This is a genomic window from Acinetobacter sp. Ag2 (genome assembly GCF_001005515.1).
Taxonomy (GTDB): Bacteria; Pseudomonadota; Gammaproteobacteria; order Pseudomonadales; family Moraxellaceae; genus Acinetobacter; species Acinetobacter bereziniae.
Genome location: NZ_LBNA01000058.1, coordinates 37598 through 61037, shown reverse-complemented (window position 1 = coordinate 61037; position 23440 = coordinate 37598). Strand labels below are relative to the sequence as shown.

18 protein-coding genes and 1 pseudogene are annotated in these 23440 nt (G+C 37.5%); all 19 read right to left on the bottom strand.

The features are described 5' to 3' along the window. Positions 1 to 11: 11 nt before the first annotated feature. On the bottom strand, positions 12 to 1121 hold the full coding sequence (locus AAV97_RS18230; protein WP_046761332.1) for a DUF695 domain-containing protein: 1110 nt from the start codon (positions 1119 to 1121) through the stop codon (positions 12 to 14). A 558-nt stretch (positions 1122 to 1679) separates the two neighbouring features. Continuing rightward, entirely contained in the window at positions 1680 to 2450 is a 771-nt protein-coding gene (locus AAV97_RS18225; protein ID WP_046761446.1) for a ThiF family adenylyltransferase, read from the bottom strand. Between the two features lie 133 nt (positions 2451 to 2583). Then, entirely contained in the window at positions 2584 to 5340 is a 2757-nt protein-coding gene (gene acnA, locus AAV97_RS18220) for an aconitate hydratase AcnA (RefSeq protein ID WP_046761331.1), read from the bottom strand. 214 nt (positions 5341 to 5554) lie between these two features. Further along, positions 5555 to 6379 carry a TatD family hydrolase gene (locus AAV97_RS18215; protein WP_042086141.1) on the bottom strand — a complete coding sequence of 275 codons (825 nt, stop codon included), beginning with the start codon at positions 6377 to 6379 and terminating at the stop codon, positions 5555 to 5557. Next, positions 6379 to 7347: an RsiV family protein gene (locus AAV97_RS18210; protein ID WP_046761330.1), complete on the bottom strand. Its 969-nt coding sequence runs from the start codon at positions 7345 to 7347 to the stop codon at positions 6379 to 6381. The genes AAV97_RS18215 and AAV97_RS18210 overlap by 1 nt, the downstream gene beginning before the upstream one ends. A gap of 262 nt (positions 7348 to 7609) precedes the next feature. Continuing rightward, positions 7610 to 8395, bottom strand: a complete 786-nt coding sequence (locus tag AAV97_RS18205; protein ID WP_010591060.1) for a hypothetical protein — start codon at positions 8393 to 8395, stop codon at positions 7610 to 7612. 122 nt (positions 8396 to 8517) lie between these two features. Next, complete coding sequence (locus tag AAV97_RS18200) at positions 8518 to 10107, bottom strand: peptide chain release factor 3 (protein ID WP_004827642.1); 1590 nt, start codon at positions 10105 to 10107, stop codon at positions 8518 to 8520. A gap of 134 nt (positions 10108 to 10241) precedes the next feature. Further along, positions 10242 to 10559, bottom strand: a pseudogene (locus AAV97_RS20995) (Fic family protein); the annotation flags it as partial. Positions 10560 to 10576: 17 nt separating this feature from the next. After that, positions 10577 to 11083: a DUF4411 family protein gene (locus tag AAV97_RS18195; RefSeq protein ID WP_046761329.1), complete on the bottom strand. Its 507-nt coding sequence runs from the start codon at positions 11081 to 11083 to the stop codon at positions 10577 to 10579. Further along, positions 11076 to 12182 carry an ImmA/IrrE family metallo-endopeptidase gene (locus tag AAV97_RS18190; protein ID WP_046761328.1) on the bottom strand — a complete coding sequence of 369 codons (1107 nt, stop codon included), beginning with the start codon at positions 12180 to 12182 and terminating at the stop codon, positions 11076 to 11078. The genes AAV97_RS18195 and AAV97_RS18190 overlap by 8 nt, the downstream gene beginning before the upstream one ends. Positions 12183 to 12308: 126 nt before the next feature. Next, positions 12309 to 12923 (bottom strand): MarC family protein, encoded by a 615-nt coding sequence (locus tag AAV97_RS18185; protein ID WP_046761327.1) that lies wholly within the window; start codon positions 12921 to 12923, stop codon positions 12309 to 12311. Between the two features lie 559 nt (positions 12924 to 13482). Further along, on the bottom strand, positions 13483 to 14058 hold the full coding sequence (locus AAV97_RS18180) for a fimbrial protein (protein WP_046761326.1): 576 nt from the start codon (positions 14056 to 14058) through the stop codon (positions 13483 to 13485). A gap of 9 nt (positions 14059 to 14067) precedes the next feature. Beyond that, on the bottom strand, positions 14068 to 15093 hold the full coding sequence (locus AAV97_RS18175; RefSeq protein ID WP_009585696.1) for a fimbrial protein: 1026 nt from the start codon (positions 15091 to 15093) through the stop codon (positions 14068 to 14070). Between the two features lie 13 nt (positions 15094 to 15106). After that, a complete protein-coding gene (locus AAV97_RS18170) occupies positions 15107 to 17719 on the bottom strand; it encodes an outer membrane usher protein (RefSeq protein WP_009585737.1) in 2613 nt (870 codons plus the stop codon). Between the two features lie 28 nt (positions 17720 to 17747). Continuing rightward, positions 17748 to 18449, bottom strand: coding sequence for a fimbria/pilus periplasmic chaperone (locus AAV97_RS18165; RefSeq protein WP_009585712.1), 702 nt, complete (start codon positions 18447 to 18449; stop codon positions 17748 to 17750). A 19-nt stretch (positions 18450 to 18468) separates the two neighbouring features. Beyond that, a complete protein-coding gene (locus AAV97_RS18160) occupies positions 18469 to 18966 on the bottom strand; it encodes a hypothetical protein (RefSeq protein WP_042086136.1) in 498 nt (165 codons plus the stop codon). 53 nt (positions 18967 to 19019) lie between these two features. After that, on the bottom strand, positions 19020 to 19556 hold the full coding sequence (gene fimA / locus AAV97_RS18155) for a type 1 fimbrial major subunit FimA (RefSeq protein ID WP_009585666.1): 537 nt from the start codon (positions 19554 to 19556) through the stop codon (positions 19020 to 19022). Between the two features lie 397 nt (positions 19557 to 19953). Next, positions 19954 to 22017 (bottom strand): EAL domain-containing protein, encoded by a 2064-nt coding sequence (locus AAV97_RS18150; protein ID WP_042086134.1) that lies wholly within the window; start codon positions 22015 to 22017, stop codon positions 19954 to 19956. A 954-nt stretch (positions 22018 to 22971) separates the two neighbouring features. Beyond that, positions 22972 to 23439, bottom strand: a complete 468-nt coding sequence (locus tag AAV97_RS18145) for a hypothetical protein (RefSeq protein WP_009586246.1) — start codon at positions 23437 to 23439, stop codon at positions 22972 to 22974. Between the last annotated feature and the right edge of the window lies 1 nt (position 23440).

Here is a 23440-nt window from a genome sequence, read left to right as displayed (position 1 = left end):
CAATATTTAATTTATCGACCAAATTTATTCAGACTACGCCAATACTTATCTTTAAAAATACTCACATCGATGTCGAAGTCTTTGTGATACTTTTCAATAATTTGATCAATCACTTTGGACGGTTTTCTAAAATCCTTACAAGCGAAATACATGCTTCTTAAATGATCGCCTGTTTCACGACCAATATTTAAATAACCATCGACATCTTTTAGCTCAGCCAATAGTGCTTGTTCTATATTTTCAAGTTGCTCATAGACTTGGGCTGGTGGCATACCATTCGAATTTTGACCATCATAAGGTACCTCTACGATCATCATCCACGGATGAGAAGCTTTTTGATCCCAATCCAGCAAAGTACTGTTTAGAACTGCAATGAGTGGCAAACCCTCATTCGTTTCTCCTTGCAGGCTAATATATTCATCCTCATCTGTATTGGAACGTGTGACTTTATCTAAACGCGAGATTTCACTGTTTTTTAAAATTAAAATATTTTTTAAATTGCCGATAGGCATCAATTCTTTTTCAGCATCTTGTTTCGACTGGACAGACACCTGATCCAGTTTGGTGATTGCATCGTATTCACCCAAATAATTATCTAAGAAAATATAAACTGCTTGTAAAAATTCACCTTTTTGCGCTTCATTATATTGATCATGCACAACGACTAAATCAATTTCATCTGGATATTCTGCAAGATCTCTTAAATAAAAAGATAAGGTGTCTTGACTAAATTCATGTCCATGCATCGCAATACTGGTTTGATGAATGTCACTTGCGGGTTTCAATGCGGTAAATTTCCAGCCCGCAATTTCTGGTGCAGTAGCCACCAGTTCCTCAACAAATATAATATTAGCAATCACTCCATCTGGCGTCAGTATCAACTCAGCAGTTTCTGGATCAGACATTCCGGTAAGAAAAAAAATCCCAGCATGTACTTTGGCTAATTCAGGCGATAATCGATCAAAAAAATCTTGTTCAATCGTGTCTCGATTCATCTCATCGACAATTCGATGAAAATGCTGTTGATGTTGCTGAAACCATTGCCAAAATTCAACATAACGGTTTTGATTATTTTGTATCGCTTGTTGTTTATTGCCAAATAGTTTCTTAAAAATGCTCATTTTGATTATTCTCTATTATTGCTTATGAATCAGGTTAATTTAACTCAATTCATCTCGTTTTTAAATGTGCTCAAGCAATAATGAAGCAAAATTAACAATTAACCTGAGTTCGATGCAATCAAATCTTCAAACAATTGAAAAATCATAAATATCTGCGGAGTCTTGCTGAGTTTTCATGCAATTTTAGGATGAGGAGCGGAGCTCCGCAAGCGCAACTATCAAGAGCATTTCATTTCTCTTGATCAATAAAATGAAAGCAATCAATAGATTGTTTGATGATCTAAAGCTTGCACTGCCACGCTTTACTTCTAAAGTTTAAATTCTTTTGCGTAGGCAATGCCTCACTTTTCAGAGATGAAAAGTGACAAAAATCTTTCGTTGGGTGAGAGGTACGTCCTGAACCTCCACCCAACGGCGACATCCATGTCGCCTCTCGATAGCAAGACCATCGATGATTCAAAAGGGCGAAATAAATGAATCATCGAAATCACTTGTATGAATAATCAGCCAGTTTAACGATATAATCTTTCATCAAGAATTTTTATCAAACTCACGTAATTACTTTATTGGTCGAATACGATCCAATTTTTTTAATACTTCTGCAACAGCAACCATCGCAAAACTAGAAGTTACCACTACAGCCGAGCCATAACCACCACAGCGCAAACCTGCACTTGCACATACATCTGCACTGGAAAATGGATTATCTATCGAATAAACACATGTAATACCGAACTTTTCTTTTGGCTTTTTACAAATACCTTTGGCACGTAACTGACTACGTAATTTTGCAAGCATAGGATCTTGTTCTGTTTTAGATAAGTCAGCAACACGGATTTTTAAAGGGTCTAACTTACCACCTGCCCCACCTGAAACAATCAGGGGAATTTTATTAAAACGACAATGCAACATCAGCGCAAATTTTGCTTTTACATCATCGATGCAGTCTAAAATAATATCAGGAGTCTTTTCTAAAATTTCTTTGACATTTTCAGGGCTGAGATAATCATCTATCAAATTGATCTTGATTCGTGGATTGATCGAACGGCAACGTTCAGCCATGACTTCAATCTTTTCCATCCCTAAAGTTGAACTCATCGCGGGCAATTGGCGGTTGATATTTGAAGCAGCGACTGAATCCATATCGACCAGTGTTAGCTCTCCAACACCCGTTCTGGCTAAGGCTTCCACAGCCCATGAACCAACCCCACCTATGCCAATCACCATCACATGACTTTTTTCATAATGACTAAACGCATCGTCTCCATAAATCTTGGCAACACCAGCAAAACGGCGTTCATATTCATCATCAGTAGAATGGTCAGTCATGTTCAGCATCAACTCAAAAATACCGCATTATTTTACTCATTTCTCGACAATGTGTCTTGCCTAGATGCAATAAAAAAAGCCCTGTACCGTATACAGGGCTTGGAGAACTGAAAAATTATGTGGAAACGTTCAACTAGGAAGCAATTAAGTTTCGTAACACATAATGCAAGATACCACCTGCTTTAAAGTATTCCACTTCATTCAAGGTATCAATACGGCATAACACTTTGAAACGATCTTTTGAACCATCTGCACGTTTAACTTCCACATCTAAGGTTTGATGCGGTTGTATATCATCCGATAAGCCATAAATCGACAGTTGCTCATGACCTGTTAAATTTAACGACTGACGGGTTTGCCCATCCACAAACTGTAAAGGAAGTACCCCCATACCGACTAAATTTGAACGATGAATCCGTTCAAAACTCTCGGTAATTACCGCTTTCACTCCCAAAAGGTTGGTCCCTTTGGCTGCCCAGTCTCGTGAAGAACCTGTACCATATTCCTTACCTGCAATGATCACCAAAGGTGTCGAATCCTGTTGGTATTTCATTGCAGCATCATAGATCGCCAATTTTTCACCTGTTGGGATATACAGTGTGTTGCCGCCTTCCTCACCATTCAACATTTCATTTTTAATACGAATATTGGCGAATGTTCCCCGCATCATAACTTCATGATTACCACGACGTGAGCCATATGAATTGAAGTCTTTTTGATCCACACCTTGCGCTTCTAGGTAACGCCCCGCTGGGCTGTCTTTCTTGATATTCCCCGCAGGAGAAATATGGTCTGTAGTGACTGAGTCACCAAGAACGGCCAAGATATTCGCATTGAGAATATCTTGAATTGGTTTCGCGGGTTGATCAATGCCTTCAAAGAATGGAGGATGACGAATATAGGTCGATTGTTCATCCCATTCATAGGTTTCAGAGTCAGGAATCTGAATTGCTTGCCATTTTTCATCACCATCAAAAACTGCCGCATATTCTTTATGGAACATCTGCGTATTCACTTTTTGCAGCACCTCATCAATCTCGATTTGACTCGGCCAAATATCTTTGAGATATACTGGTTGACCTTGTTGATCGTGCCCTAATGCTGTGCTGGTAATATCACTGCGTATCGTGCCCAATAGCCCAAACGCTACAACCAATGGTGGAGAAGCCAACCAGTTGGTTTTCACCAATGGATGCACACGTCCTTCAAAGTTTCGGTTGCCTGAAAGCACGGATGCCACATTGAGGTCATAACACTGAATTGCATCTTCGATCGGCTGAGGCAATGGTCCTGAGTTACCAATACAGGTGGTACAACCATAACCCACAAGGTTATAGCCCAACTGGTCTAAATATGACAGCAATCCTGCCGCCTCTAAATAATCCGTCACGACTTTAGAGCCTGGTGCTAAAGAACTTTTAACCCACGGCTTACGTTGCAAGCCTTTCTCTATAGCCTTTTTGGCTAATAAGCCTGCTGCTAACATTACACTTGGGTTAGATGTATTGGTACATGACGTAATTGCAGAAATCACCACATCACCATCGGTCAATGGATAACGTTTACCATCAATGACACAATGCGGCTCTTCATTTTGTAATGCAGATTGTTTTGAATCAATGGCTGTGCCAGCACCACCCTCATTCACCAAGCGTTCTTTCTCAATTTTGGCAGGTTTAAGGTCTAATTCCATCAATGCACTAAAGGTTTTTGGAATATCAGGTAATACGACACGATCCTGCGGACGTTTTGGTCCTGCAACACTGGCTTCAACTGTATTCATGTCCAATGCCAAAGTATCGGTAAATACAGGTTCATCTCCAGTATTACGCCACAATCCTTGTTCTTTACAGTAAGCTTCTACCAGTGCAATCCGATCATCTTGTCGGCCTGTTAATCTTAAATAGCCAAGTGTGATTTCATCAATGGGGAAAAAGCCACAAGTTGCTCCATATTCAGGTGCCATATTGGCAATGGTTGCTCGATCAGCAAGCGGTAGATCTGCAAGACCGTCACCGTAAAATTCGACAAATTTACCAACCACGCCTTTTTTGCGTAGCATTTGAGTAATGGTTAATACCAAATCGGTTGCTGTGATTCCCTCTCTTAACTTGCCTGTTAATTTAAAACCAATCACTTCAGGAATCAGCATTGAAATCGGTTGCCCCAACATTGCTGCTTCAGCTTCGATGCCTCCAACACCCCAGCCCAATACCCCCAAACCATTGATCATGGTGGTATGTGAGTCAGTCCCGACCAAAGTGTCTGGAAAAGCATAGCTTTCACTATCACTGTCACCTAACCAAACAGCCTGCGCCAAATACTCTAGATTAACTTGATGGCAGATCCCGGTACCCGGTGGAACAACACTAAAATTATCAAAGGATGACTGCCCCCAACGTAAAAATTGATAACGCTCACCATTACGTTGCATTTCAATTTCAACATTCTCATCAAAGGCTTGGTCTGTTCCAAAATGATCCACCATTACCGAATGGTCAATCACCAAATCTACAGGAGATAAAGGATTAATTATATTTGGATCTTTATGCGCCGCCTGAACAGCAGCACGCATTGCAGCTAAATCGACAACAGCAGGAACACCAGTGAAATCCTGCATTAATACCCGTGCTGGTCGATACTGAATTTCTTGATCTGATGTTTTCGCTTTCTGCCAATCTACAATTGCCTGAATATCACTTCGCTTTACGGTGAGATCATCTTCAAATCTCAGTAAATTTTCCAACAGTACTTTGAGTGATTTCGGTAGTTTTGAAAGATCACCTAATTCAAATTGGGCTTGTTTCAAACTAAAAATTTTATATGTTGAATTCCCGACATTTAAGTTCTGTAGCGAATTCAAACTATTTATACGACCATACTTTGCCATTGAGTGAACCTCCAGCTTGGCGTTAATTTCTTATTGAGCTACTTGGAGTACTTCTTTCAATCTAAGACAAATATTTATTTTAGGTGTTGTGAATTGGTTATTTTTATTCAATTTATGCGATCAAATGCAACAACGATTGACCAGTGATCTCTCCCCATCTACTCAAGATATTTTGAGTGGATATAGACCGAGCCTTGGCAAATTTAACTTATGATCAAACCTTTTCCATCCTCAAGCATGTCAAAGTGTTGTTCCACAAAATATCTGCCAATGGTCCAGGCTCTATCGCTAAAGACTCAGCTAAGCCTGCCAAAACATAGGGTAAATTGACGGGTGTATTGCGGGTTCGATGCTCTGTAGATGTCTGACAACACAAAGGCGTCATATCTGGACAGTCTGTTTCTAAAACAAGGTGCTCAGCTCCTACTGCCTGTACCACAGCATGGAGCTTTTTGGCATTTGGCTGAGTAATTTGCCCTGTAACCCCAATTTTAAATCCTAATTTGATCAATGCCTTGGCCTCTTCTACGCCGCCACTGAAAGCATGAGCAATTCCGCCATTTTGAAACTGGTGTTGCTTCAACATCGTAAGTACATCCGCATGTGATTTACGAATATGTAAAAGAATCGGCAAATCAAATTGTTGGGCCAGTTCAATCTGTGCTGAAAAGAATGCTTTTTGCTTGTCCAAAATTTCAGGCTGTTTATGTTGTTTGAGAAAGGTATCTAAACCAATCTCTCCAACAGCAATACACTGTTCTGTTTGAAGAATCTGTTCGAGTGCATTGAGATGAGTTAAATCATGTTGCTCAATATAAAAAGGATGCAACCCGGGCGCTAGATGGCTACGGGGTGCATTCTTTAACTGGTTTAGCGCATGTTGAGTTTGGATCAAATCTTGAAAACGAGACTGTAAAAAACCAATTAAAACCAGATGTTCAACCCCAGCCAGTTTTGCTTGGTACGCCAACGCCTCTCGATCCTGATCAAAATCAGGAACATCGAAATGGGTATGGGTATCAAACAGTCTCAAAGACATTATGATTTCGTTTTGTTGTCTGCCACTGGCGCAGAACTATTCGGTTGATCGACTTGCATTTCTGCAGGAAAATATTGCGGTTTTAATATACCTTTTAATTGATCATAAGGAATGGTTAAGCGTGGCAAGCCCACCACATATGGTCCAATATCATATTCACCATATTGCAAAATTAGACCTTGTTTACCTAAATAGAAATTATCAGATAATTGAAATTTCCACGCTTGTTCATACTCATTCACATTATCAGCAAGTTTTGAATCGATAACCCAAACTTTAAAAGCATCATGAGCGAGATTTTCAAATTTTGCTTTTTGATTTGCTTCTATGATTTGATTCAAGTTGACTTGCTTTTTACTGACCAAATCAAAATTAAAATAAGTTTGTGCAGATGATCCATGCGCACCACCTAAGTAGCTACTGCTATTTAATACAACAGTGGCTAAAGGCTTGTCAGAATTTAATATTTTAGGGCTTAAACTAATTGTGATCTGACCACTTGCACCTAATGTCTTAAGTTCTTTATCCAATGCCAAGAATGAATTTGTATAAGGTTGAACACGATCCTGTAATTGTTGCGTTGGAGTCTTGTCTGTGTTGACTTCACTGGCTGAAGCTTGTGAACTGGCTTGCTGTTGATCCGCAACTTTTTTACTCAACTGTGCAATATCCAACATTTTATCGAGATTATCCAAAATCGCTTGATCAATCACTTTATCTACAAAGGGCTGGTTACTTTGCAATCGTTCAATTGAAAATTCAGGGCATGTATTTCCATCACACTCAGGTAAGTTTAATTTTAATTTGGCTCGATCGCCTTGCAATAACAGTGACGTATCTGGAACTTGAGACGCAGCAGTTTGATCGACAGCTGACTCTACTTTTTTAGAGTCTGGTTTTTGACACGCTGTTAATCCCAAGGTGATTAACAAAATTGAAAGTGCTAAGGTATTTTTTTGATTCAACATTTCACAAACCTATCCAACGATCCAAGCCAAGATTTTTCTATCTCTATAGAAGATAGCCTATTCTTCTCTGTCTCAATCCTCAATCAAAATTTGTATCAAAATTGAAGCGTTATTATCATGATCAGCCTGCTGATTGAATGTTCAAAACTCATCATCAATACAGCATACAATCTCGATGTATCGTTCCTCTTAAAGAATATTCAATCTCAACAAATAGTCTGTAGAATCCTATTGTTGATGATCAGCACTGACTGCATCGATATTAAAACATGCGTTGAAATACTTCAGCTTTTAGTATTTTTTGGGTTTGTTCTTTGCTTAAATAAATATCTAACTGAGTGCCATCTTCTACAATCTCATTGGCGCGATAATGTAAGCCCACGCCTTCTCCATCAAAGAACCAATCTGCCTGCCCCCAATACAGCTTTTTCGGCGCATGTTTTTTCACATCTGTATTTTGCTTTTCTAACCATGCTGCATATTTTTCTTGCACCCAACGATTCAGTTGATTTTGTTGATCTGCTTGAATGACATCCAAAATACTTAAACTTTTTTTCAACTTACGGTCTGCAACGAAAAAGTATTGACGTTCTTGAATACTAACATCCGCTTGTAGTGAATTGACTGCAACTTGCAGTAAAACATATTGATTACGTTGTGAAGCCATTCGGGTCTGCATGTGTAATTCAAACGCTTTGTTTTTCGGAAACTCTTCTTGCCATGCATCTGATTTTTTGACAAAAGCATTGATCGCTTGCTGTAAAGTCATGTTCTGCTTTAAATCAATTTGCGCTTGAATCACAGTCGCCTGATTATTGCTAATCCATTGGTTTAACCAAGCATCTTGAGTTTTAATCGTTTGAATGTCGATTTCGATGCAATTCTTTTTCTCACAAAACGGCAAAGCATAATCTGCTTTGGTTTCTTGAATATTTAGATAAGGTAAAACTTCAGCGGCTTCTTGTTTAGGTTGTAATACTGAACCGTCTTTATCTTGATCTTTTTTTGAATCACATGCCATCAAAATCAAGGTACTTAAACAAAACATCGTGATTATTTTTTTTGAATATTGCACCACATAAATCCCTTTGGACAAAAAGCATTGTATTTTGATACAAAAACAGCTTCACTAGGAAGCTGTTTTTACATTTTGCAATAAGTTAGCTGAACTTAATGTTCGCGCGTTGCACGGAACTGAATGTCAGGATAACGCTCTTGCATCAGCTGTAGATTCACACGACTAGGTGCAAGATAAGTTAAGTGACCACCGCCATCAACTGAAAGCTGGTCATGTGCTTTTTTCTTAAATTCATTGAATTTCTTTTCATCATCACATGAAACCCAACGCACGGTATTGATATTCACAGGTTCATAAATACAATCCACTTTGTATTCTTCTTTCAATCGATATGCAACCACATCAAACTGAAGCACTCCCACAGCACCTACAATCAAATCATTATTGATTTGGGGCATAAACACTTGTGTTGCGCCTTCTTCAGAAAGTTCTTTCAAACCTTTTTGAAGCTGTTTAGATTTTAATGGATCTTTTAAACGTACACGGCGGAACATTTCTGGTGCAAAGTGCGGAATACCCGTGAAATGAAGGTTTTCGCCTGAGGTAAAGGTATCACCGATTTGAATCGTACCGTGGTTATGCAGACCAATAATATCACCTGGCCATGCCTCTTCAAGTTGCTCACGCTCACCGGCAAGAAAGGTTAAAGCATCACTGATACGTACATCTTTACCAATACGCACATGATTCATTTTCAAACCTTTCTCATATTTTCCAGAGCAGATTCGCATAAATGCAATTCGGTCACGATGCTTAGGATCCATATTGGCTTGAATTTTAAAAACAAAACCACTGAAGCCTTCCTCTGTTGCTTCAACAGTACGTTCATGTGTTGGATGTGCTTTCGGTTCAGGTGCCCATTGAATAAATGCATCAAGCACATGATCAACGGCAAAGTTTCCTAAAGCTGTACCAAACAATACAGGGGTTTGTCGTCCTGCCAAAAACTCTGCTGGATCAAGCGGATCATTCGCCATTTTGACCAGTTCTAAAGACTCTTCAAAAGAAGCAAAAGCAAGATCACCCACTTTGTCACGAATATCTGGATAGTCATAGCCATCACGAATTTCAATATCTGTAATGGTTGAACCAAAGCCAGCTTTATAAAGATAAAGCTTATCTTCGAGAATATTGTAGACACCCGCAAAATCACGCCCCATACCCAAAGGCCAAGTGATTGGCACACAACGGATTTTGAGAACATTTTCAATTTCATCAAGTAGTTCTAATGGTTCACGAATTTCACGGTCCATTTTGTTGACGAATGAAATAATCGGTGTGTCGCGCATACGACACACTTCCATTAATTTAATGGTACGTTCTTCGACACCTTTTGCACCGTCAATCACCATCAATGCAGAGTCAACCGCAGTTAAAGTACGGTATGTATCTTCCGAGAAGTCTTCATGTCCTGGGGTATCCAGCAAGTTAATCACATGCTTTTTATAAGGAAACTGCATCACAGACGTGGTAATCGAAATCCCACGTTCTTTTTCCATTTCCATCCAGTCTGATGTCGCAGCACGGTCTGATTTACGGCTTTTTACCATTCCTGCAACCTGAATTGCTTTACCCCATAACAACAGTTTTTCTGTCATTGTGGTTTTACCAGCATCGGGGTGGGAAATAATCGCGAAAGTCCTACGCGCTGCTACTTCTGTAGCCAACTGTTCTTTAAACATAAAAAATCTACAATAGGTGCACAGTTACGTACACATTGAGAAATATGTACCTGAACTGAAAAATGATAAATCAAAAATTGGCAATATTGTATCAGATTTGAAAAAGATTTTACTGATTGTTAATAGTTCTTAAGTTACCCACAATTCAAATTATTTTTCAGCCTATAACATTGTTTCGTACTTTTCAGCTTTTTTAGAATAGTGCTCGCAATCAGCCCCACCAACATCGCAGGATTTTAGTAATTCTTTTGGAATGTTGCTGGATGATTCAAACCAACGAATTGCATTAATCCAGCTAAAGTATACTCTTCTCACTCCATGACCGAAATCAAACGTTGTACTTGATCGCTCACTTGTATGTCAGCTTGAGCTGTAGCATGATCACTATCTTAAGCAGTATCATTAGAACTAAGAATTGCATCTAAAATCATTTGTAGAAAGAATTCAATGAATTATAGAAATATTATCTCTAAATTTTTAAACCAATCTCTTTAAAAAAAGTGTTCATATCTATACAGCGAATACCAAGATCATTAGCAATATCAGGAACTTTAGGATTTTGAGTAGGCTGATTTTTGTTTAAATTAAAATTCTTGGTCTCACTTGTTACAATCACTAAATTATCCTTTTTTGCAATTGCGACCAACCATCCATCTGCTATTTTTTCACGTGCCCAACTTTTATCATTTGTTAAAGCTTTCTCACTATAACAATCATGTGTTGCAATATGTTGTATAACTTCACCCCATAAATCAGCATAATCTTTATACTTACATGAATCTCCTGTAAAGTTTTCTTCAAGCCATTTTTTAAAACTTTCGTCTTGATAATGTTCATTAATCACAATATCTGGGAGTACTACTTGTGAATTAATAATTACTTTTATTTTCTCCCAAAAACTTGGAAAAAAATCAAATAGATAATATCTTTCATAAAAGTTGATATAAATATTAGTGTCCAATAAATACTTAGTCATTGCCACCTCTATTCATCAAAATTTTATATCCTTTGAAACCAACACCTATAATATTAAATGCATCCGTATATGAAATACGATCATGATTAACTGCATTCATAACATATTTGAAAAATTTATTATCAACTCTAAATCTGATGTTATTTGTATAACTTCCACCATTAGATTCACTTGGTAAAAAACGTTCAAGGTTTTCCTTTAGGTCTCTAGTCCGACTCAAGTATTCATCACGTGTTATCTTATTTAAATCTAATAACCTTCTAACAATTACAAATTCACTGACTTTAAATTTTCTAGCCAAAAAATTACTATCGGTTGAATTAAGTTGTAAGAAAATCTCTTGAGGAACTAAGATTTCTGCAGTTACTTTATTTATAAATGCTTCTGTTTGATCAAACTGGTAATCGCCAGTATCAACAATATTGAATATTTCTTCAGTACCCACAAAAATATGCACTAACTCATGTACTAATGTAAAAAGCTGACCATTCTTAGTGTCTTTTTGATTAATAAAAATTATGGGTGCTTTATGATCAAGTAATACAAAACCTCGAAATTCTTTTACGCTCAGAGGACGGTGTGTATTATCTTTTACTTTACCATTAAAAAAAACAAATACACCTATATCATTAATCTTATCACGTAAATAATTTAATGGATTATCAGCTTGATTCTGAAAGAACAACGGTATTTCTAGCTTATTACGTATTTTTCTAGCTACCTCTTGAAAATTGGAATCAATAGAAAATTGACCAACAAAATCTAAATTTTCAAGAATTTCATTCTTCAGAAATTCTTGTTTGACTTCCATTTCTAAAATGGTATCTCTTAACTCTTCACTTGCTTCATCGATTGAATCTGACTCAAGTGTTCTGAAGTCCAATCGCTTGATATCAATATCAATAGTTTTATCCAGTAATAAGAGACCTGTTGGAACATTAATTTTTTTTGCTATTTCAGATAGCTGATTAAAAGTAGGCTGCTTTTCTCCGCTTAAAAACTGATCTAAATTATTAATTTTTGCTCTTAAAACACTCAAAGAAATTTGGGCATTTTGAACGTAATAATTCAATGTGTTAGTGTCGATACGCATTGACATTACATCCCCTCCTATATACCCATTTAACCTTGTCTTATGCTAACATAAATTAACTGAGCAATTCTGTCTATAAACACTCACAACATAACGGCATAATTTGACGTGAAATTTTAAATAGTACAGCCCTTAATATTTATTCATCAATCCAATGATTCCATTGGCAATCATATCAATTGCGATGGTGCCTATTAAAAGTGAGGATAAACGCCCAACAATATCAAAATAACGATCAATATATTTGGCATGACTATAGCGCAGATGATCATGACCAAATTTCATAATCATTAAAATGCCACAGCTGATAAATAAAGTGAATGCAATCAAGAGAGCTGATTCAACGAAAGACATACTGACACCAGTGACTACAGCCGCACTAATTGTACCTGGACCAATCATGAAAGGCATCGCCATCGTACTTGCCAAATGTGCTGGCGTTCCTCTCATCTCTCCAATCGTATCCGCACCTTGGAAAACAAAACGATAGCCGATCACCAAGAAAATCAGTCCACCAAAAATCTGAAAGGATTCAAAACGAACATTTAAATAAGAACTAAAAATTGCTTCGCCACCCCATGCGAACAGTAAAAAAACCACATAAGCAATCAATGCCCCTTGAGCTAAACTTTTATTAAACACCTTCGTTTCAGTATGTCTAATCATTCCAATCATATAGATGCTCATTAAAAAAGGATTGAGCAAGGAAAAAAATAAAGCAAAAGAATGGATATAGTTTGAAAACATAAGAACTTTCCACAAAAAAGTTTATCAATTTATGACTAAATAAAGTGTAATGCCCGATCTTCATAAATTTTGTCGGACTCATTATTTAAAATTGTAAACTTATCTAGGATTCATTCACTTATAAAACATAAAATGATAAAAAATTGTAACTATACAGGTACTGGTTTCGGTCATCAGATTGGTTTTCGTTTAGCATGATCAAAATGGACAATTCAAAACTAACCAAGTAGCGCTGAGATGCCTTACCTTTAAAAAATTTCAATATTATGATTTTATTAATTTTTTAAATGTAGTTATGCTAAATCTTAAACTCATCAAAATTACAATAACGTCTAATCTCACAACTTTTAGAATTTAGTTATCGATCAAAACTTTCTCTCATAGACGATCAGCAAGATCGTCAATCTAGGTGTAAATGTTTATAGCAAAAGATCAACTTATTTTGAATGAGCAAGTTGATCCAAATCAGTTATCTGAGTGAGTAAAAGATTTGATGACTATGCTGTTTTATTGCGCCCTATAAAAACATTGAAGAATCAAATATTTTACTGTGCTTTTTTTATTGATAGTCTATCCAAAATTCAGCATAGGCATTGGCAAAACCTGGCGTTACAGGCGCATCCGTTGCAATATAATTGGCATAAAATACTACTGAGGCATTGCCATTCGCATCCACTAAAAAAGGACGACTTTTACTAGAAGCGTCATTTGGAAATCTATTTGTTTTAGTAATTGGAACCCGATTACGATTAGAATCTGTTAATTCGATCGCAACGTGCTGTGCAGTTGATGTTGCATTAGGATTACTTAAAGCCAAAAGTTGATTATTCACAGGGTTCTGTTCACCCATAAACGTAAACCTGACTTCTGCTCCCGCAGGGCATTGAACCAAATTAAATGGAATCGCGACACGTGGACCTTTATCTCCAGGTGTTTTGAGTTGACGTGTAGAATTTAATCCCATATCGACTATTTTATGCGCCTGACTCTCCTCAACACCACAGGTTGAATTTGTCGCATTACCTTTTAAAGTAAAGTTATAGGTTCCCAAATCAGCGTGTGCATAACTGTACAGACCAATATTCACCATAATCAGACAAGCCGTACGATAAAGATTTTGCTTTAATATATTCATCATCAGCCCCTAGTCAAAATCTATTCGGAAATAGCCACGTGCCTGAAAAGGTCCAGCTGCAGGTTGATTTCCAGTGACACTGACTGGCCATGCTTTCACCACGATATTGGCAGGATTGGTATTGTTGAAATGAATTTTACTGTTGATATTATTAGGAATCAGTACATTGTCATTTTGGTCTGACATTTTAAAACCAATATCAGGATTATTAGACACAATAATATCATTGGCAGGTCCACCAACTCTGTCCGTTTGGACTCGTACAGTTAATGGTGCATTATCACTAATAAAATTATTGCACTTCACTGACAAAGGCATATTGGCTTTCGGGATACCATTAATTTTGTTGCCTATACCTGCATTTTTAAAGCTATAGGTTGGAATATTTCCAAAATCAACAATTGATTCAACATCATCATTAATAATACAGTTTTGAGGGACAATCACTCGCCCTCTTAGATGTAAAGTTTGTTTTGCACCATTGATGAGTGCAGAACCATACGGAGCAGCATTATCGCCGACATAGAAGTCAGCCAATGGAATGTCAATATCCGTAAATCCAACAAAGGGCTTGGAAATTCTCATGGTTACTGTAAATTGTGTATTTCCAGTATGTGTAGCAGTGCCACAGCGTTCAGATGGAACACCAAAGCGTGAATTTTGAGCGGGTACATTAATATTGGTCCCATTATAGGTATATCGAACAGAGGCTTGTAAGTAATCATTCACTTGCATATAGCTTTTTCCGCCAATGATGACTCGAGGTCCTGTGTAGTAGGCAGTCATATAAATAGGAATAGAAGCACCTGTGAGCGTCGTACCGTTATCACAATGGGTCGTCCAAGGATCACCATTTACACTGACTGTCAGAACTGAATCAAATGTCATCCCTGTTGCATTATTTGCAGGATCGGTAAACGTATAGGTACCAAAGTCCGCATATAAATTTTTGTTGTGTTCTTCACGCCACCAGCCTGCTGAAACATCCATCGCAGTCAGAATTAATAGAGTTGAAGCAAGTAATTGGTTTTTCATCAATATTCTCCTGTTACTTACATTCAACATCAAACTGTTGTACTGCAAGGCTTAAGTCAGCAGTGCTAATATCATAATCTGCAACACATTTTTGTTCGTTTGCGTCGCCCCAAGTTACTTCAAGCACACCTTTAAGCGGTAAGCCAGTCATATAAACTTGCCCTGACTCTGCCGCCATACCTACGGTTTTGCTCGCAGTGACCGTCACATTACTGGCATAAGGGATCGGTTGCCCTTGATATTTGATATCAACTAAAGCACGCACACCAATACTGGTATCAAATGTTGCGCGACTAATCGCACCACGAATTGGCACAACATTATTGACATTGCTGTTGATTTCTAAATTTGAATCAAAACTGTTTGAATCCAATGCCACACGATTTAAACGATATTCAGAGGCATACGGCAAGATTGCATAACCACGCCAATCGGTTTTAACCCCATTATAGTTTTCAACTTTGACCCCTTTAGCACCAGGAGCTTTGACTAAAATACTAGTATCACCAAGAATCTGACCAAAGGTCAATCCATCTTTATGCAGCAACATGCCACCACTTGCACTATAGCTAAAGCGATTATTGTTTCCATCATAGCTATAACCTGCACCTACATTGCCATAAGTTCCGTTATAGCCCACATTAATGGCGCCTGCTGAACCTTGTTCAGTGACATAACCTTGGCGAATGCTATAACTCAAATTGCGGTCTTTCAATAAAGTGCCGCTAATTCCAGTCTGATAAGAATTATTGCCATCTGAATTTTGTGTGGTCGATACTGTTGCATAGGTATTCGCCCAAGGGTTATCACGGAAATTCGCTTTAGAACGCAGACGACCGAGCGGAAAAGATGCATTAGCGGTATAAAGTGTATTTACTTTGTCCAGTTGTGAAAACATGTTGCGGCTGACGCCGAGCGAATAGCTTATGCCATTCCATGCACCATTGTAGCCAGCCTGTATCCATTCATCTTTTTTGGCAGTTCCCCAATAACTTTGCTGGTTTGCTGCAAAGTAAAGTGAACCATAACGCCCCATTGAGTGCGAAATGTTGGCTTGCAAACGACCTTTTTTAGCATGGTTCAGATCATAGCCATTGGCAATGATACCTACATTTGCCAAATTGCCGTCCTGAGTTTCAGCCTCACTATAGTTTTCACTCATTTGCCCGTAAAAGACATCATTGAGTGTATAGAAGCCACGCGTTGAATAGCGATAACCCAAAAGCTGAAAACTTGTTCCTGAGCGCAGTAAAGATTTAGAGTAGAGGAAACGCATCGATTGACCACGGTGCTTGGAACCATCGACCAACTCACTGTTTGCATGCGTTAAATCGAAAGAAAAAGCGCCAAACTGCCCCATGTTACTGCCAAAGCCGAGTAAAGTGCTTTGATAGTTCGAGGACAGTTGAGTCCCGCCATAAATCGAAAGCCCTTTTGGTAATCCATGTACAACCGTTGCTTGCACAACATTTTCATTTTCTCTGTTGTTACGAGAACCATTGCGGAATTCACCCGCTAAAACACTATAACGTGTACGCCCTTCGCGTTGTAAAATCGGTAAACTTGAATACGGCACAAGGTAACTTTGGATTGAACCATCACTTTCTTCAATGGATACCTGTAAGTCACCACTACCAAAAGCAGGGTTCAAGTCCTGAATTAAGAAAGGACCAGGAGCGACATTGATTTGGTAAACAATATTATTATTTTGTCGAATCACAACTTTGGCATTGGTTTTAGCAACCCCACGCACATTCGGTGCATAACCCTGTTGGCTATCAGGATACATGGCATCGGCAGTAGATAACTCGGCACCACGATAACTGAAGCTATCAAAAATACTGCCTTCGCTCGCACCATCACCAATTCTAAGTTGGCTTTTGATTGGAATCAGTGTTTTTTGCACATAAGTATTGAGATTGGTCCACTCATGCGTACTCAAGTTATTATTAGAACTGTAATTAAAACTGCCAGAATGACGTAATTGCCATGAACCTAAATTCATGCCACTGTCTACACTGATATATAGACCATTTCCTGCGGTAACTGAACCAGAGTTGTTATATCCTGACATCCGGTAATTTAAAAACATCGCATTAATGCCTTCATCCCATTGTTCTGGTGGAATATATCCGCGCACCTGATTTTTTAACGAGATTTGTGGTAAATCAATATAGAGTTTTTGCTTACTAAACTGAAAGCGACTATTTGCACCATTGATCAATTGACTGATGTCTAAACATTGTGGATTTGACGATGCCAATAGCTCAGGATAAGCCGCCATATTTACCCCAAAACTTTCTAATAGTTTAAGGTCTAAACAAGGCATTAACCCTGTTGCATCTGCAGTATTTTGTTTTTCCACAAACTGAATATCACGAGTAACCACATATTCATCATTGGCATAAATCTCAACCCGATAAACGCCTGGTAATTGTTGTGGTGAACTTTGTAATTTGGTCAAGTCTGCAATTTGCGCATTCGACAAACCATCAGTTAAAAAGGCAGTATTAAATACTTGCTCTGCATGCGCGTTTTCTACGCATGCAGCACTGACCGCCATCGCCGATGCAATACACATTGGCAATACTTTCATTTTTGCATACATCGGTTTATTCGGCATCATCACTCAAGTACCTATACAACACATATTATTAATTTAGGTTTATTTCTACTTTTGGTGTCACACCACCATAGTCATTCACAGTTTGATAACTCAGCTTGTTCCCTGAGGTTTTTGAAATTTTTGTTTTTTCAAATGGTGCAGCCATCACGCTATCTAACTTGGTCTCATTCAGCACCAAATTGACAAATGAGATGTGATAAGGAGATTGGTTATCCACCTCTACACCTTCCGCAGTTTTTACAAATTTGACTTTTGTTATTGCGTCTTCAGGCGCAATCTTTAATTTTTCTGGACGAACAAACAGCTTGATTCGTGACAGTACAGCAAGCTGTAAAATGTTCTTTTCCGCAAGAACTTCTTTGTCTACAGATGGAATTGATTTTACATTTAACCAAAAAACTGACTCACGATCTTGTGGCAGATCTTTTACTAAGCTCACAATTCTCAAAGTATTTTCTGTTGCTGGCTCTGCCACAAATAAAGGTGGCGTCACCAAAAAGTTTTTAACTTTTTCTTCTTTTTTATTTTCAACCCATGAGTTAATCAGATAGCGATCTTTTTTACTGTGGTTGATCACAGATAGAGAAACTTGCTTGGCTTCCATCGGATAAATCACACGTGTTGCACCTAAAGATACCCCACCAATCGCCTTACCTTCAGCATATGAAAAGGAAGCTAGGCATGATAAAGCCACACCCAATACACCGTTTTTAAACATGCTTAAATTCATATCAATATTCCAAAACAACTTATGGATAAAAAACAGAAATCAAAATATTTTTACTATTTTCAGTCGACTGACCATTGAGCTTCGATAAAGGCAATACAACTGTTTCATCAATATTTGTTAGTTCAGGCTCTTGAGTCATATTTGTGACTTCGTGAGCGACCTGAGACAATGTTGATCGTTGATCTACATTTGAATGATGCAAATTCATGCCAGGCATCAAATAAAATGTTTGTTCAGGCAACGCCAATGAGTCAGAGATAAGATGACTGTTGTTGGCATCTTTCAAAGCAATGGCGAGGTTGTAATAAACCGTTGAAGAGCAATTTGAAACATTCAATTCTAAATGAGACTCAGTTTCACGATTTTCACCAAACTTGAAGTTGCTTTTCTGGGCAAATAAACAGCTTGGATTCACTAAGGAACCACTAAAATGGGCTCTTCCACCAAATACATAACTGTCTGCAAAAGCACTTTGAAATAAAAACATCCCAACCAGTACAGTTAAATATTTGTTCATATGAAATCAGCCCATTCAGTGTGATTTATTCAAATCAAGATTTGAATGAATACTTAGTTATAGTTCACAACAAAAGTTGCATCAGCATTTGCTTTACCTGGTGTAGATGCACCAGTCGCTACATAACGTGCTGTAAATGGGAAAGTGTTTGTACCATCAATAATTGCTTTTTCTGTAGAGAAATCAGAACCATCTACAGCCAAAATTTTAGATGCATAATCTGTGATTTCGATACCAACATTTGTTGCAGCAGGTGCGTTACCGCCACCACCGTTTACAGCCAATAATTTATTGTTTGTGCTTACAGTTTGACCATTGAATGCAAAAGAAACACCGTTAGTTACAAGAGAAGCATCACAGTCAACCAATTGAATGTTGAATGGAACTGGACCTGATTTGTCACCAGCTACAGCTAAACGTGCAGTACGGTGTTGACCCAAATCTACAGTTTGATCCGCTGTATCTGTGCTTACTGCACATGCAGCATTCACTAATTCACCAACAAAATGAACTGTTCCACCGCTTACAGGTGCAGCGAATGAAGCTGATGAAGCAATTAAAGTAGCAGCAAGAAGACCTAATTTTTTCATGAAATAACCCTTTCAAAAGAGAAAACAAATTATGTTTAAGGTTTATTGTGATTACTGATACATATTCTTTTAACTTCAATCATCTAGCTTTGATTAAAATTTCATTTATTTTATCTAAACAAATTGAGATATATCTTGTTTTAATAAAATTATGAGACAGTCATCACATAAACTAAGCAGATTGTAGACGTTGAGTTACTATTAAGAAAAATGATTTTTACTCAAGATGATTGCTGAGTTTTTTGCATAGATATATAAAAAGTTATTTTTTTCAATATATTACATTTGTTATTTTTTGATCAAAAATACTTAACTTTATCAATTTAAATATTTAATTTGATTTTTTGCGAAATAAAATGGTGATGTGAATAACGCAGAAACAACCACTGTTGGCTATTTATGGAGAGTGATAATTGGCTTCTAAACGATCTACAGGCAATGGCATTCCTAAAAGATAGCCTTGTAATTGTTGACAACCTAGACGTTTAAGAATTTGCGCTTGTTGTTCAGTTTCGACACCTTCTGCGGTGACGACCAAGCCTAAACGGATTGCCAGATGAATAATACTTTCTAAAATAATTTGTTCTTTTGAACCTTCACACAGATTTCGAATAAACTCACGATCTATTTTTAATTCATCTACAGGTAAATCTTTTAAATATAAAAAACTGGAATGCCCTGTTCCAAAGTCATCAATCGCCAGTTTAATCCCTAAATTTCTAAGTTTTTCAAAAGTTTGAATACTATCATCAATATGATGCATCGCTGTTGATTCAGTAATTTCGATAATTAAATTTCCATGCTTGACATGATATTTCTGGATTAACTTTTCTAAATTTCCAATCAGATGCTTATGTTCAAATTGCACCGCGGATAAATTAACGGCAACAGGACAAAAGGCATAATTCTTTTGTTCCCACTGTTGAATCTGCATACAGGCTTGTTCTAAAGCCCAATAGCCCATACGAATAATTAAGCCTGTCTGTTCAGCGCCACCAATAAACATACTGGGTGCTAATAATCCTAAACTTGGATGTTTCCAACGAATCAGTGCTTCAACACCACAAATACGATAATCAGCGGTAAACTTTGGTTGATAAAATAGGATAAATTGTTGTTCTTCAACTGCTTTGTATAAATCATTAATCAATTTAGATTGACTTCGATTGTGATGCTGCTGGTCCAAAGAGCAGCTATACACACTATAGGTATTTCGCCCCTGTTCTTTGGATTGCATCATTGCGGAATCCGCATTAATCAATAAATCTTGTAAATTTTGCCCATGATCTGGAAAAAAGACGATTCCTATGCTTGCTGAAATATTGATTTCTTTACCCGAAATTTGAAAACTATCCTGGATTTTTTGTAAGAATAATTCAGCAATATGCTCGGCTTGAATACGGCTTGAATCTTCAAGAATCAGGATAAATTCATCACCACCAATACGAATCAGCTTTTGTCCTTCAGTCAATAATGGATATAAACGTTGAGCGAACTTCACCAGCAGTTCATCGCCAATATGATGACCAAAGGCATCATTCACAGACTTAAAACGATCAAGATCAATAAAAACAAAGGCTATTTTTGTTGCTGTTTCCTTATAATCTAGAAATAATGCATCCGTATATTCAACTAAAAAAAGACGATTAGGTAACTTCGTGAGATTATCTTGAAGTGCCAATCCTTCAAGCTCTTTATTGGCTTGTATTAATTGTAAACTGCGTTCTTCTAATCTTCGTTCTAAAATTGCCACACAAAAGGCAGAAACAAGAATCAAACTTGCCACAAAAATAATAGTGAACAACAAAACACCTTGCCCTTCGTTCAACTGATTTTCAAAATGATTGACATGCGTTGACGAAAACGTTGCCGCCGCCATACCCGTATAGTGCATCCCTACAATGCTCAGTGCAATCATGATGGATACGGCGGCTTTATACAACAGCTTATGACTAAAGGTATTTTTATACTTAAATGCCAGCCAAAACGATAATCCCGAACCACTGATTGCAATCGTCACAGAGAGTATGACTAAAATTGGATGATAATAAATTTGCTGGTTTGGAATTTCCAACCCCATCATGCCGACATAATGCATGCCGGCAATCCCCAATCCCATCAGTAAAGCGCCTAAAATTAAACGCGGAAGAGGTAATGTGTCCTGTGTTGTTAACCAAACTGCAAATATTGAAGCCAATGTTGCAATAATATAAGAGATTACAGTGAGTGTTAGATCAAAAGTGTGATTTTCTGGTAAATGGCAAGCCAACATTCCGACAAAATGCATCGCCCAAATGGCAAATCCAAGTGCCATACCACTTAAACAGATAATTACTTTTTGAATACGCGCCGCATGAGGTGTAAAAATGAGTTGTTCTAATGAAATAGCAATGTAACAGATAATCACTGCAATGCACGCAGAACCTATTACGAGACTACTATCATAACTCATATAACTCATAAATTTTTTCTTCCAGTAGTCAACCTATTATTGTTATAAGAAACCCCAATGTTTTACGACGTATAATGGCAAAAAGGTTCGCTTTTTAAGAACTCTAATATTTCTTAAAATATCACTATCCTATTGAAGGTCAAGTTATTTTTCTTAAAATTATCAAGCTGATTTTGAAATAGTTGATTAAGTTAGAGCTTATTTTGTCGAATTGAAGAAAGATCAAAGAATTAACACAGTTTAGTGTGATTGTTCTCCCCTTTTTAAACGAAAAAATTAGAGTAACGATGAAAAAACCTCTTAAAATTCACAAATCAGGTCAATGGATCGTAAAACCTGTATATATTGAATTGTTATTGTCCAAATTTAAATTTGACTTGCGCTAATATAACCTGAGTTCGATAAAAATCCTTGATGAAAGATGATATAGCCAAACCGCCTGATTATTCATACAAGTGATTTGGATGATTCATTTATTTTGTACTTTTCAATCATAGATGGTCTTGCTATCGTGAGGCGACATGGATGTCGCCATGTTGAGCGGGGGTATGAGGATGTACCCCTCGCTCAACGAAAGATTTTTGTCACTTTTCATCTCTGAAAAGTGAAGCATCGCCTACGCAAAACAATTTAAACTTTAGAAGTAAAGCGTGGCAGTGCAAGCTTTAGATCATCAAACAATCTATTGATCGCTTTCATTTTATTGATCAAGAGAAATGAAACGCTATTGTTAGTTGCGCTTGCGGAGCTCCGCTCCTCATCCCAAAATTGGATAAAAAAGCAGCAAAACCCCATAAAGATTTATTATTTTTCAATGAGTTGAAGATTTAATTACATCGAACTCAGGTTAATATAGTCAAATCTATTGAAAAACAAATGTATAAAAAGAGAAAACCGAGCAACACATATCGCTCGGTTTTAAATGAAATAGCGTTAACTTTTAGCATGCAACATTTCAGTAAGTCACTCAGCTTTTTTTAACCCAACCTCTAGCTGAATTTGATCTAAGTCTGGAACATGGTAACGAACATTACCTATTTTGACATATTGAAAAATGGTTTTGTCTTCAACAGCGTCTTCAACATCCACCACCTCAGAAATACGTAAACGAATAGAGTTCGGCATTTCATTGCACATTAAAGCAAAACGATCATCCGCCTCTTCACCTTCAATAATCAAGGCAACTCCCAAAGCCTTTCGGGGATCACTGACACTAAAGGTGGGTAATTTCTTTTCATGCCATTCCACTACAGGCACGTGAATTGGACTGTTCTGCGCAGACAGCACCACATTCTGTGGCAACAACATCGGGTCTTTGCCATAACAATTAATAATATAAGCATCAATAAACCCTGTAGACACCGTAATCAGATGTTGCAGTTCCTGCGTACTGATTTTATCAAGCGCAGATTTTTCGATATTTCCTGCCATG

What these genes read in the sequence shown, in the direction of transcription:
- AAV97_RS18215 (WP_042086141.1), bottom strand. Translation starts at nt 6,379, where the DNA reads ATGTCTTTGAGACTGTTTGATACCCATACCCATTTCGATGTTCCTGAT.
- AAV97_RS18195 (WP_046761329.1), bottom strand. Translation starts at nt 11,083, where the DNA reads ATGACTAAGTATTTATTGGACACTAATATTTATATCAACTTTTATGAA.
- AAV97_RS18200 (WP_004827642.1), bottom strand. Translation starts at nt 10,107, where the DNA reads ATGTTTAAAGAACAGTTGGCTACAGAAGTAGCAGCGCGTAGGACTTTC.
- AAV97_RS18205 (WP_010591060.1), bottom strand. Translation starts at nt 8,395, where the DNA reads ATGTTTTGTTTAAGTACCTTGATTTTGATGGCATGTGATTCAAAAAAA.
- AAV97_RS18175 (WP_009585696.1), bottom strand. Translation starts at nt 15,093, where the DNA reads ATGAAAAACCAATTACTTGCTTCAACTCTATTAATTCTGACTGCGATG.
- acnA (WP_046761331.1), bottom strand. Translation starts at nt 5,340, where the DNA reads ATGGCAAAGTATGGTCGTATAAATAGTTTGAATTCGCTACAGAACTTA.
- AAV97_RS18190 (WP_046761328.1), bottom strand. Translation starts at nt 12,182, where the DNA reads ATGTCAATGCGTATCGACACTAACACATTGAATTATTACGTTCAAAAT.
- AAV97_RS18180 (WP_046761326.1), bottom strand. Translation starts at nt 14,058, where the DNA reads ATGAATATATTAAAGCAAAATCTTTATCGTACGGCTTGTCTGATTATG.
- AAV97_RS18160 (WP_042086136.1), bottom strand. Translation starts at nt 18,966, where the DNA reads ATGAACAAATATTTAACTGTACTGGTTGGGATGTTTTTATTTCAAAGT.
- AAV97_RS18185 (WP_046761327.1), bottom strand. Translation starts at nt 12,923, where the DNA reads ATGTTTTCAAACTATATCCATTCTTTTGCTTTATTTTTTTCCTTGCTC.
- AAV97_RS18225 (WP_046761446.1), bottom strand. Translation starts at nt 2,450, where the DNA reads ATGACTGACCATTCTACTGATGATGAATATGAACGCCGTTTTGCTGGT.
- fimA (WP_009585666.1), bottom strand. Translation starts at nt 19,556, where the DNA reads ATGAAAAAATTAGGTCTTCTTGCTGCTACTTTAATTGCTTCATCAGCT.
- AAV97_RS18170 (WP_009585737.1), bottom strand. Translation starts at nt 17,719, where the DNA reads ATGATGCCGAATAAACCGATGTATGCAAAAATGAAAGTATTGCCAATG.
- AAV97_RS18210 (WP_046761330.1), bottom strand. Translation starts at nt 7,347, where the DNA reads ATGTTGAATCAAAAAAATACCTTAGCACTTTCAATTTTGTTAATCACC.
- AAV97_RS18165 (WP_009585712.1), bottom strand. Translation starts at nt 18,449, where the DNA reads ATGAATTTAAGCATGTTTAAAAACGGTGTATTGGGTGTGGCTTTATCA.
- AAV97_RS18150 (WP_042086134.1), bottom strand. Translation starts at nt 22,017, where the DNA reads ATGAGTTATATGAGTTATGATAGTAGTCTCGTAATAGGTTCTGCGTGC.
- AAV97_RS18230 (WP_046761332.1), bottom strand. Translation starts at nt 1,121, where the DNA reads ATGAGCATTTTTAAGAAACTATTTGGCAATAAACAACAAGCGATACAA.
- AAV97_RS18145 (WP_009586246.1), bottom strand. Translation starts at nt 23,439, where the DNA reads ATGGCAGGAAATATCGAAAAATCTGCGCTTGATAAAATCAGTACGCAG.